At 37.6% G+C, this 11,796-nt stretch carries 13 protein-coding genes; 9 read left to right on the top strand and 4 right to left on the bottom strand.

Annotated features, from left to right (window positions below; translation table 11 throughout):
• The first annotated feature begins 360 nt into the window (after positions 1-360).
• From JUJ52_RS21555 to JUJ52_RS21570, 4 genes are all read left to right on the top strand, one after another.
• A complete protein-coding gene (locus JUJ52_RS21555; RefSeq protein WP_026679557.1) occupies positions 361-957 on the top strand; it encodes a TetR/AcrR family transcriptional regulator in 597 nt (198 codons plus the stop codon).
• 116 nt (positions 958-1,073) lie between these two features.
• Positions 1,074-1,841 carry a sporulation protein gene (locus JUJ52_RS21560; RefSeq protein WP_121604068.1) on the top strand — a complete coding sequence of 256 codons (768 nt, stop codon included), beginning with the start codon at positions 1,074-1,076 and terminating at the stop codon, positions 1,839-1,841.
• A gap of 286 nt (positions 1,842-2,127) precedes the next feature.
• Positions 2,128-2,718: a GNAT family N-acetyltransferase gene (locus JUJ52_RS21565; protein WP_051388211.1), complete on the top strand. Its 591-nt coding sequence runs from the start codon at positions 2,128-2,130 to the stop codon at positions 2,716-2,718.
• A 251-nt stretch (positions 2,719-2,969) separates the two neighbouring features.
• Entirely contained in the window at positions 2,970-4,319 is a 1,350-nt protein-coding gene (locus JUJ52_RS21570; protein ID WP_026679554.1) for a sodium/glutamate symporter, read from the top strand.
• A 442-nt stretch (positions 4,320-4,761) separates the two neighbouring features.
• Here the strand turns inward: JUJ52_RS21570 and JUJ52_RS21575 are convergent, their stop codons facing one another.
• The 4 genes from JUJ52_RS21575 to JUJ52_RS21590 form a co-directional block, all read right to left on the bottom strand.
• Positions 4,762-5,130 carry a hypothetical protein gene (locus tag JUJ52_RS21575; RefSeq protein ID WP_166529919.1) on the bottom strand — a complete coding sequence of 123 codons (369 nt, stop codon included), beginning with the start codon at positions 5,128-5,130 and terminating at the stop codon, positions 4,762-4,764.
• Positions 5,131-5,150: 20 nt separating this feature from the next.
• A complete protein-coding gene (locus JUJ52_RS21580) occupies positions 5,151-5,669 on the bottom strand; it encodes an acyl-CoA thioesterase (RefSeq protein ID WP_026679552.1) in 519 nt (172 codons plus the stop codon).
• A 443-nt stretch (positions 5,670-6,112) separates the two neighbouring features.
• The gene (locus JUJ52_RS21585) at positions 6,113-7,003 is read right to left on the bottom strand and encodes a LysR family transcriptional regulator (protein ID WP_026679551.1); all 891 of its coding nucleotides are present in this window, start codon (positions 7,001-7,003) and stop codon (positions 6,113-6,115) included.
• 77 nt (positions 7,004-7,080) lie between these two features.
• On the bottom strand, positions 7,081-7,371 hold the full coding sequence (locus tag JUJ52_RS21590; protein WP_026679550.1) for a hypothetical protein: 291 nt from the start codon (positions 7,369-7,371) through the stop codon (positions 7,081-7,083).
• A gap of 166 nt (positions 7,372-7,537) precedes the next feature.
• On the opposite strand from JUJ52_RS21590, the gene JUJ52_RS21595 reads away from it, so the two are divergent.
• The 5 genes from JUJ52_RS21595 to JUJ52_RS21615 all read left to right on the top strand — a co-directional run bounded on the left by JUJ52_RS21595 (position 7,538) and on the right by JUJ52_RS21615 (position 11,450).
• Positions 7,538-8,185, top strand: a complete 648-nt coding sequence (locus tag JUJ52_RS21595) for a hypothetical protein (RefSeq protein ID WP_205389199.1) — start codon at positions 7,538-7,540, stop codon at positions 8,183-8,185.
• Positions 8,182-8,925: a cytochrome c biogenesis CcdA family protein gene (locus JUJ52_RS21600; protein WP_026679548.1), complete on the top strand. Its 744-nt coding sequence runs from the start codon at positions 8,182-8,184 to the stop codon at positions 8,923-8,925. The genes JUJ52_RS21595 and JUJ52_RS21600 overlap by 4 nt, the downstream gene beginning before the upstream one ends.
• Before the next feature lie 12 nt (positions 8,926-8,937).
• Positions 8,938-9,540 carry a TlpA disulfide reductase family protein gene (locus tag JUJ52_RS21605; RefSeq protein ID WP_026679547.1) on the top strand — a complete coding sequence of 201 codons (603 nt, stop codon included), beginning with the start codon at positions 8,938-8,940 and terminating at the stop codon, positions 9,538-9,540.
• A 151-nt stretch (positions 9,541-9,691) separates the two neighbouring features.
• A complete protein-coding gene (locus JUJ52_RS21610) occupies positions 9,692-10,378 on the top strand; it encodes a response regulator transcription factor (protein ID WP_026679546.1) in 687 nt (228 codons plus the stop codon).
• On the top strand, positions 10,362-11,450 hold the full coding sequence (locus tag JUJ52_RS21615; protein ID WP_034678002.1) for a sensor histidine kinase: 1,089 nt from the start codon (positions 10,362-10,364) through the stop codon (positions 11,448-11,450). Before JUJ52_RS21610 ends, JUJ52_RS21615 begins: the two co-directional genes overlap by 17 nt.
• The last annotated feature ends 346 nt before the right edge of the window (positions 11,451-11,796 follow it).

The raw sequence follows: 11,796 nt of genomic DNA on the forward strand, positions 1-11,796 counted from the left end.
CAATAAAAACGAAAAGATAATTAATTTGAATTAATTATCTTTTCGTTTTTTGATCAGAATCATTCATTTAGCACCTGAAATAAGCGAGACTCCGGTGGGAACAGCACGAGTCCGAAGATTCACTTGGTAACGTGTTTTTCTTTACCAAGTTAGCTGAGGCCGTGCCCACGGAAAGAGCATATAGTTTCACGGTGCGGCGATGATGCTCCTATTGATAACGTAATTATTCGTATTTTGAGTACAGAAGTTGTGTTTTGTCCTAGCCTCTTTTCATTACAAGAATATTTCCCTATACGCGTAACTTTGATAAGATAAATTTAAAGAAAGTGTATAAAGGTATCTAAAGGGGAACTGATATGAATGGCTCCATTAAATGAGGATCAATTATCACAGATTCGAAATGAACGAAAAGACCAAATTATGCGAGCAGCTTTAACGGTATTTGCTGAAAATGGAGTAAAGCTGACAAAGGTTGGAATGATTGCAAAAGAAGCAGGAATTAGCCATGGCTTACTTTATCATTATTTCCACTCCAAAGATGAAGTTCTTTATCAAAGTCTTAAATGGGCAATGCAAGGAACTGACGAACTGTTTAAAGAAATTCAAACCCTTCAACTATCTCCATTGGGAAAAATAAAACATTTTACAAGGATTGCTATTGAAGAGGGGAATAGTGATATCTTCCGAGTCATTCAACATATTACAAAGAGCAGCTATCCTATACCAGCACAAATCCACGAATTAATCGAATCATCTGGAAATAGCTATTTTAAAGAGCTACTTCCTTTATTTATAGAAGCACAGAAGCAGGGAGAGATGATTGCAAATGATCCTCAAGAACTTCTTGATCTGTACTTAACGGTTATATCTGGAATAATTGTCGAGGATCTTCCTTGGATACAGAAAGATACAGAGAAAAAGGTTGATCTCATCTTACGAATGTTAACCGTACGATAGATTCTCCTTTAATTAATAGTGATCTTTCCTTAGGCTCCATTTTGATAAAACGCTTACAATCCAGGGGATTTTGACGTATAATTTTTACTAATGACATATGGAGGGAATGAAGATAAATGTTTAAAAAGCTGTTGAATTCTGTTGGTATCGGTAGTGCAAAAATTGATACGAAATTATCAAAAACAGAATTTGTTCCTGGCGAGGCTTTAGAAGGTGTTTTAGAGATTGAAGGGGGCAATAATGAACAAGAAATTGACGCAATCTACTTAAAGCTAATGGGTTCTTATACATACGAATATGGCGAAGAAGATAAAGAGGCTGAGAGCTCTGTACTATTACAAAAGTATGAATTAGGTAATCATTTTACTATTGAGCCTAATGAATCTAAAACGATTCCTTTTCATTTTGAGTTGCCTGCCGATATTCCAGCAACATTAGGGAAAACAAAGGTATGGATCGAAACAGGTCTGGATATTAAAAAGGCAATCGATCCAAGCGATCGTGACTATATCAAGGTATACCCCCATCCGCTTGTCGACGCATTTTTACGAGCTGCAAACAGCCTTGGATTCAAATTGAAAGAAGTAACTTGTGAAAATGCACCACGTCAGCTACGGAAACGATTACCTATCATGCAAGAATATGAATTTAAAGCATATCAGGGTAAGTTCAGAGGAAAATTAGACGAGATAGAAGCCATATTCTTCGTATCTGAATCTGATGTTGAGGTTATTTTAGAGATTGATAGAAAAGCAAGAGGGGTTGGCGGCTTTCTTTCAGAAGTTCTAGAAATGGATGAAAGTAGAGTTGGCCTACGCTATGGGCCAGACGATATAGATAATCTTTCTGACGATCTAGAAGAGATTATTAACCAACACAGCTAGCTCCATTGTTAATGTTAGGATAAAGAATAAAGTGAAACTTCCATCCTTTGGGGGTTTTATTTATCTCCACAGATGATTAGTACCACAAGGAAAGGCCCGTGAACCAATCGGGCATTTACTGGCAGTTTATACCCATTTACCAATACCTTGATGTGAAGTCTTACTGCCAGTTATATGCGGGATAAACTAGCCTACTTGATTTCAAAAACACATTGACATTGAGTAGGCTTCCCTTTAAGCTTATATTGACTGATTAAGTCAATCAAAAACAAAGTGAGGGAAATTAATGATGGAAGTTAAGCAAGCATGTAAGTTAGAGAAATCTGTTAAAAGAGCAATTAGTTCTATATTTGTTGATGGATTTGGCGAGCATCTCACCTTCTTCTCTAAGGATAGAGAAACATTAATTACTGCCCTTGAGCACATGTTTGTAACAGAGGTTTTTTATGTAGCTATTATCGATGGAGAAATTGCTGGAATAACCGCATGTACAGACGGTCATGCTCTATCTGTTCACCCCATTAAGCAAAAGCTAAGAAAGCATTTAGGTTTCTATAAGGGCACCTTTGCCTACTATGTTTTTAAACGGGAATTTAAAAAGCCTCCAATTGAAACTGGCCCGGGTAAGGCATCTATAGAATTCGTAGCTACCGCTCCTCAGTATCGGGGAAAGGGCGTTGCTAGAGATATGATAGAGCAATTGCTTGCTCTTCCTACTTTTACAGAATATATATTAGAAGTAGCCGACACCAATACGAAAGCGATGAACCTCTACACGAAGTTAGGTTTCAAGGAATTTACCAGGAAGAAGCAATCATTTAGCAAAATAAGCGGGATAAATTATCGTGTTTATATGAAATATACGACAAAAAATTAGCATCTCCATTTAAATCGTAAGTCCCCCCTTTCGTCCTTTCCTAACTAAAGAGAGAATCTTTTCATATATCCCATTTGTAGTAAAATTAAGTATTTAATAGAAATCCTGTACGAAAAGATTCCTTGTGGTATAATAAACTGTCTGTCAACAAACTTCCTCACTCTTAAACACATTCGCTTTCAGTGACGAGCCACATTTATCAAGTACCAAACTTCATCTAACAATTTCATAATGGGGGGTAATATATAGAAATGACTAATTTTACAATTTGGGCATTAATGATTGATATTAGTATTATTTCAGGATTGTTATTAATTGGAACCATTCTACGCGCAAAAGTGAAATGGATACAAGCTTTATTTCTACCTGCTAGTATGATTGCTGGCTTTATTGGACTTGCCTTCGGACCAAGTGGAGTGAATGTATTACCTTTTTCTGATCAATTCAGCACATATCCTGGGCTGTTAATTGCGGTTATCTTTGCTGCTATTCCTATTGGTGCAGCCAAAGTTAACATAGGAGACGTATTTCATCGCGTTCGTAACATGTTCTCTTATTCCATGATACTCACGCTTTCCATGTGGGGAGCAGGAGCGTTATTCGGCTTGCTTATCCTCGTGCCTCTTTTCTCAAATTTACCTAGTGGATTTGGTCTTATCTTAGGCGCTGGCTTTCTAGGGGGACACGGAACAGCCGCGGCCATAGGCGAAGGGTTTGCACATTACGGGTGGGAAGAAGCAATGGACCTAGGAATGACTTCAGCAACCATTGGAATATTAGTCGCTGTATTAGGTGGATTGTTTTTAATTAAACGCAGTACGGAAAAAGGACAAACACAATTTATTACAAGCTTCAAAGACTTACCGGACGAGCTTAGGTCAGGACTAATGCCTAAAAACAAACGGTATCATATGGGACAAGAAACCGTATCTTCTAGTTCTATCGATCCGTTTGTTCTACACTTGGCAATTATAGCTTTTGTCATTGGTGTTGCTTATTGGCTTACGAATATGCTAACTGCTTTCATTCCTTCTGTATCTATTCCATTATTCAGTGTTGCTTTTGTGTTAGGACTTATTTTCCAATCCATTAGCAGAAGGATACATGCAGATGATTATATAGATCAACGTGTCATGGAACGTATTGGTGGAACTGCTACTGATTTCCTTGTCGCAATTGGTATTGCTTCCATAAATATTACAGTAGTGATCGACTATGCTGTACCGCTTATTCTTTTGTTTGTGTTTGGGATCCTTTGGGCATACTTTTTATTCCGCTTTATTGGTCCAAACATATTTCAAGAATACTGGTTGGAAAAGTCATTATTTGGCTGGGGATGGAGCACGGGGACAGTAGCTATGGGACTAGCGCTTTTGCGAATTGTTGACCCAGAGCTGAAGAGTAAAACGCCAGAAGATTATGCATTAGCTTATATTGGTGTTGCTCCTGTAGATATTATTATTGTTACGTTTACACCAATTCTATTCTCTCTTGGATTTACTTGGATTATTCCAGTTGTACTCTTACTCATTTCTGCACTTATAGTCGCTATATATAAATATACAGGTCTATGGGGCAAAAACCATAAACAACAGATGTAAAAGAACAGAAGCTGGGACAAAACACAACTTTTTTACGCAAGTTATCAATAGGAGTATCATCGCTGCACCGAAAATATACGCGCTTTCCCCGGGCACGGCCACAGCTAACTGGGTAAAGAAAAACACGTTACCAAGTGGATCTTTGGACTCGTGCTATTCCCGCCGGAGTCTCGCTTATTTCAGGTACTAAATGAATAATTCTGATCAAAAAACGAACGATAATTAATTTCAACTAATCATCGTTCGTTGTTTCTTAATTCTTTTGTCTCAGCTCATGCCTTGTTTATACAGCGATTATACAAAACTTTGTAGAAAAGAACCATGTGCAGCCACTAGAATGAGTGGGGGGGATCACACAAGGCTGATCCTTGCCCACAGAAGAGAAGTATACTCTCATTGCACAGGAATAGCGTTTCCTTTTAGAACAGCCCCTTGCTTACCCTTATACTACTTTTGGGCCAACTAATGACATTGGTTTTTTTCCAAGTACCAAACCACTTAAATTGCTATAGCCAATTTGCTTGTAAGCATGTAATAGCTGTTTAAGATCATTTACCCGTTGATCTTCTTTTAATTTTTCAATTTCCGTATTATATACATTTAGTATATATTCATCCTGAACAGCCGGCCTGAATTTCTTTGCATCTTCATCCATAATAAGGCAGCCCATGTATTGAAAGTTAAATTGCAACTGTCTTGTTAATTGAATGACATGCACGAAACGCTGATATACAGCTGGTTTATCTTCTTTGAATTTAGCAATGGCCTGCTTTGCATGTAATAAATCTTGATAGCTAGATGTGATAATCATGAAGTCTTCTCCCCTTTTGCTTACTCATCCCAAGGCTTTTTAACCGAAAGCTTGGCCACAAGGTCTTTGTTTTGTTGCCTTTTCAACTTACGTATCTTAGCTCGTTCTTCACCAGTTGAATAGAGAAATTGCTCCTCTTCAGATTCGGGAATAATGGCTGGAACGTCAATTGGCTTTTTATTTTCATCTAAGGCAACGAACGTTAAAAATGCTGTAGCTGCAATTCTTCGCTCTGCTGTAATCATGTCTTCTGCAATTACCTTACAGAAAATTTCCATAGAGCTTTTACCCGTATAAGAAACAAAAGATTCGATACATACCGAATCACTTTGACGTATTGGTGAAATAAAATTAACGGAGTCCGTCGAAGCTGTCACACACTCCTTCACACGAGAGTGTCTTCGTGCAGATAGCGTAGCACATGCATCCAGCTTCTTCATAAGCACTCCGCCAAACAACGTATGATAGTTGTTTAAATCATTTATCAAAACTTGATCATTTTGAATGATACGTGTTTCTTTACTCTTCTTAGCTTGCATATATAAATCACCTTATCTATTAATTTCAGGGTCGGCTCTCACCTCACCACTAATCCATTATAAACCCCTACACTTTGGTACGTACAATGCCATTAATGTTGATGTACCATAACAAAATGTTATGTAAAGGCTTAACTTGTGAAATGTATGTCCTTCATTAGTCAAGAGGTAAGCGCAAGATGTGGGTTTCTATTTAGATGAAGAAAAAAAGCGCAAGCGCCCGATAGAAACGTAGCGATTGAAGCGAGTCAAGGGAGATAAAGGCATCACGGTGACCTTACGAGCCGATGATGACTTAGATTAGGGCATTCGTGAAGTCGCCTAGTTCTCTGTTTAGCTGGACGCAGCTCTCAACACGCCTATTATTTATCCACAGGCTCAAATTTAAAATTTCCTAAACTATAAAAAAAGCTTGCAGAGAAATAGAATCTCTACAAGCTCATTCATGATTCATTACGTAATAGCTTTTCTTTGGCGAAGCGTATAAACTCTTCCATCACCTGAGGAAGCTGTCTATCTCTTTTCCAGATCAAAGCAAGATCCCACACAATTGTAGGATTTTCCACAGCTATTGCTTTAACATCATTAGTCAGTTCTGTACTGGTGCTCTCTGGTAATAAAGTAATCCCGACATTGGAAGCTACCATCTCCTCCATAAAATCTAATTGAGAAGTTTCCGATATAATGTGCGGTTCAAAGCCTGCATCTTCACATGCAGTAACGATGCTATCTCTTAATGAAAAGTCTTTATTAAACATAATAAACGATTCATGCTTCAAATCTAGTAAGCGAACCTGTTGTTTAACAGCAAGCGGGTGACCAGATGGAACAACCACTTTTAAACCTTCTTTTATAAACGAATAATGATAAAATTCGTCATGTGTAGTCGGTAGCACAACAACACCAAAATCAAGCTTATCATGAAGGACCTTCTCTTCGATTCGTTTAGATCCATCCTCATCTAATTGAAAGGTTATTTCTGGATATTCTTCATGAAACGAAGCGATTAACTGTGAAAAGAAAAAAGAATTCGTTATCGAAGGTAATCCAATACGCATATGCCCCTTTTTAAGTTGTTGTACTTGATCTAGATCTAACATCATCGCTTGATATTGCTCAACAAAATTTTGGGCATGCTCGTACAAAACACGGCCTGCTTCCGTTAATGACAATTGCTTCCTCGAGCGTATGAATAATGAAACACCAAGTTCTTCTTCCAGAGATTTGATGATTCTGCTAATAGCAGGCTGAGTTATATATAATGTAGTGGCAGCCTGCGTAAAACTGCCTGCTCTTGTGACTTCAATAAAGTATTGTAGATGCTTAATCTCCACTACCTTGTTCCGCTCCCTATTTGAGAATCATTTACGTGCTCATGTCATTTTAACATAATACACTATGGAATTACTCATTATTGACTCGATTTAAAATGCTCTTTAAATGCTGAAAGGAATGCTTCCGGTGAGGACTTCACTGTATAGGTATATACCCCGCGTAATGTATGCAGATATAGAATGCCGCCTTGGTTGGCAATTTCTCGATAAGAAAAGTCCATAACATCCTTTATTGGAAATTCTCGATTTTGTGTGACAACGCGATCATGGTATAAATAAATCACCCGCTGATGTTCTATATCTATTTGCTCCACACTGGTCACTTTTCGTTCTATTTTTATATATGGATGCTTTGCTATCAAATACATTCCGTCCTCCTAAAATAAGGCTTAGATGTTTTTATCGTAACATATTTACTATTTCCCAAGCTTCTATAAACCATCATACCAAAAGTTTTGTATCCTTACTTTCATCAAACTTTCACAAACCTACGTTATCATGTAAATACTTGAAATTTTATGGAGGCCAAGGATTATGCCGTCAGCAACAGTTCTTACAACAATTTCAATACATGTAATTAGTATGAGTGTTGGATTTATTGCCTATTTTCTTAGCAGTAATTTACCTATAGCAGAGCGAAAGCAAGTATCGCAACAAATGATATCTTATTTAGTGAATTTTGTAATCTTTATTTGGATAGGGAAAATAGTTCTGAACCTCTCCTTATTTATTTCTGATCCAATTGCTGTCTTAGCATATCCGAGTAATGCACAAGCATTTTATTTCGCACTGTTTCTACTAGCAATACAGCTATGGTATAAAGCAAAACGTAGCGAAGTTGACATAGAAATACTGTTGTACTGCTATGTCCCTGTATTACTCGTAGCATCATTCATGTATCAATTTATCGAAATCATTTGGAAAAATAATACACTTGCTTGGGGGGACTTTATTCTCTTACTCATTCTGCTACTTACATTTCTGCTTTTACGCGATCGATTAAGGAAATCCACCCTATTGCTTTGTATGGTCTGGGTCTGGGCAATTGTAAAATTAAGTATAACGTGGATAATGCCATTCACAACCATATTTGGCTATATGATCCACCCATTCTTTTTCATTACCGTCGGGCTTATATTTAGCATTTTATTCGTATTCAAAAGAAAGAAGGTGTCTGAATGATGCAAGCTGCAGATCTTACTATTTGGCTAGCTCTAGGTGCGGGAATGCTTTCATTTCTCTCACCTTGTACATTACCTATATTTCCAGCTTATCTTTCCTATATAACTGGGATGAGTGTAAAAGAATTAGAAAATAACAACAACATAAAAATTAGAAGTAAGCTCCTAGTTCACGCTATTTTCTTTCTTATAGGAGTGTCCTTGATTTTCATCGGCCTCGGTGTAGGTGTGTCCTTCCTCGGTCAATGGATTCAAGGAATTTTAGCAGGAGAATCCGGTCAACTCATTCAACGTATAGCTGGAATTTTTATTATTATCATGGGTTTATTTGTAGCTGGTTGGCTAAAAATTACCTCCTTCATGAAAGAAAAACGATTTCGCTTTACCAAGAAACCGGTAGGATATGCAGGAACTGTTTTTGTTGGAATGGGCTTCGCTGCAGGATGGACGCCTTGTATCGGACCTATATTCGCTTCCATCTTAGTAGTCGCTGCAGCGAATCCAACACAAGGAGCTTGGTACACGCTTTTTTATGTCATTGGTTTTGCCCTACCATTTTTGATTTTAACGTTTTTCCTTGGGTCAACAAGGTGGATTGTCCGATATAGTGACAAGATCATGAAAGTTGGAGGAACCATTATGATTCTCATGGGAGTACTCTTGTTTACTGGACAAATGCCTAGAATATCAGCCTTTTTATTAAAGCTTGTTCAAGATACATGGTTAACCAATTTAGGCTAAGGAGGGATTTTAATGAAGAAAACTATACTTATCGTCGTAATTCTAGCAATGTTTTCTTGGGCACTCTATGATTTTGTTTTTTCATCAAATCAAACCGTTCAAGAGGATGAAGAGACTTCCGTTGAAAAGAATACCATTACTTCGGAGGTAAAAGATAATCCAGACGAAGAAAAAGCGGCGAATACCGATAAGGAAGGTCTAAATATTGGCAATATGGCGCCGGATTTCAAATTGCAAACACTAGACGGTGAAACCGTTCAACTTTCTGATTTCCGGGGAAAACGGGTCATGATTAATTTCTGGGCAACATGGTGCCCACCATGTCGTGCTGAGATGCCTGATATGCAGAAATTCCATGAGAAAAAGGATATTGTTATTTTAGCTATTAATTTAACCGAAACTGAAAGTAATCTTCTTGATGTTAAACGTTTTGTAAAAGATTTTGAACTTACCTTTCCTATTTTAAAGGATGAAAAAACGACGGTTGCAAATCAATATCAAATACAGCCAATACCTACCTCGTACATGGTTGACTCCAAGGGACGCATTCAATACAAAGCCTTCGGAGCAATGAACTATGATTTAATGGTGCAGGAATTTGAGAAAATGCAATAAATGATACTTTTTTCTACTTACTTTATAGCATAGCTTTTTTCAGCAAGGATTGTTTACCATTTGAAGAAAGAGCGAAACATTGAATAAGAATGCAGTACATTATATTCTTTTTCTGCAAATTACGGTAAACTAACGCATGGGTGGTGAAAATATGAAGCAAACAATTATGGTTGTTGAAGATGATAAAATGATTCGAAAACTTATTCGATTATATTTAGAGAAGCACCGTTATGAAGTCATTGAAGCAGTGGATGGAGATGAAGCAAAATCCTTATTCTTAGCACACCATCCATGCTTAATCATCCTTGATTTAATGCTGCCAAAGGTAAGTGGTGAAGCTTTCTGTAATTGGGTTCGAAAGCAAGTAAATGGTGAAGTATCCATTATTATGTTATCGGCAAAAGCGACAGTAGAAGATAAAATTACTGGCTTAAATATTGGTGCAGATGACTATATAACCAAACCCTTCGATCCTAATGAGCTTATCGCCCACGTTGAAGCAGTTTTACGCCGCACCAGCCATTTTTGTCAAAAAATCGTTAGTGATGGGCTCTGTATAAAGCCTCGTAAAGGCGAAGTGCTTCTTTATGATCAGCAGATTAAGTTAACAAAGCATGAATTTAACCTGCTCCATTATTTTATGCAAAACCCAAATTTTGTTTTATCACGGGAGCAGCTTGTTTCGCAAATCTATCCGAATGCTGAGCAAATGGTAATGGAAAGGACAATCGATGCACATATTAAAAAGCTTCGCGAAAAAATAGAAAGAGAGCCTGGCAAGCCACAGCGCATTCAAACCATAAGAGGAATGGGGTATAAGTTTGTCACATCTACGTAAGAAAATAACCAATATCCTACCTGAGAGCTTCTTATGGCGATTAACGATATTACATTTTCTCGTCATTGTAGTTGCCATGATTATTAGTGGCTGGGCGTTATATCATACTGCCTGCTTCTTAGCAGCAGGAGTTGGTAATTTAAACGAACAGCGACAAGAACAATTCAATCAAACATTATTAAATTATGTATGGTTGTTTATTATCATCTCTATTATTGCTGGTACTATCGTTTATTTTTATCTAACTAGACGACTACTAAAGCCCGTTCGTAGTTTAATGCATGCTACAGAACTATTAAAAAGAGGGGAGTATCCAGAAGCAATTACCGTGTCCAGAAAAGACGAAATTGGACAATTAGTGGAGCAGTATAATGAATTGATTGAAAAACTAACGAAAAATGAGGTAGAACGTAAAAAGCTTGTTTCCGATATATCTCATGAATTCCGAACGCCTCTTTCCAATCTGAACGGCTATTTACTTGCTTTAAAATCTGGCGATATAACAGGTGATGAGCAATTATTTGCAGCACTTTATCAAGAATCCAAGCGTCTAACTTCTATGCTCGAACAGTTTGATCAATTAAAAAAGTGGGACTATACTACATCGCAAACACCGTACCATAAAGAAAAAACCGCCATTCATACACTAATCCAACAATGTATTGCTATGTTTAATTGGACGTTAAAGCAGGAAAAGATAGCAATTGATGTACAACTAGAGGAATCTAGCTTATCCTTACACCCAGAAGGAATTCAACAAGTAGTTAGCAATCTGCTGGATAACGCAATCCGATATTATCAGGGTACTGGAGCTATATATATATCAGGCAAAGTACAGCAATACCAATATATTATTTCCATTACAGGTCCAAGTGAAAACATACCTCAAATGGAGCAAGAAAAGCTTTTTGAACGATTCTATCGGCTAGATTCTTCACGAAGCAGGGAAACGGGTGGAGCGGGCTTAGGTCTTGCTATTACAAAAGAAATCATCGATCAACATGATGGAAGCATTACTATTCGTTCTTCCGACAACCAAAATACCTTCAACGTTTACTTACCAATAAAGTGAAACTTCAATCAGTGGGAGGGGTTATCACCCCACTGATTGTTAGTACCACAAGGGTATGACCTAAAGGCCTTTGAACCAATCGGACATTTACTGGCAGTTGCCTCCTCACTAACCCATCCTTGGTTTCACTTAAATGTTTGAAGAGGGGGCTTACTGCCAGTTATATGCGAGATAAAGTGAAACTTCCATCCGTGGGGTTTTGTTTTTCCCTACGGATGGTTAGTAGAACCAATCGGACATTTACTGGCAGTTGCTTCCTCACTAACCCATCCTTGGTTTCACTTAAATGTTTGAAGAGGGGGCTTACTGCCAGTTATATGCGGGATAAAGACAGCGTATTTCTTCA

This window comes from Virgibacillus sp. AGTR, assembly GCF_016919725.2.
Lineage (GTDB): Bacteria > Bacillota > Bacilli > Bacillales > Amphibacillaceae > Virgibacillus > Virgibacillus salarius.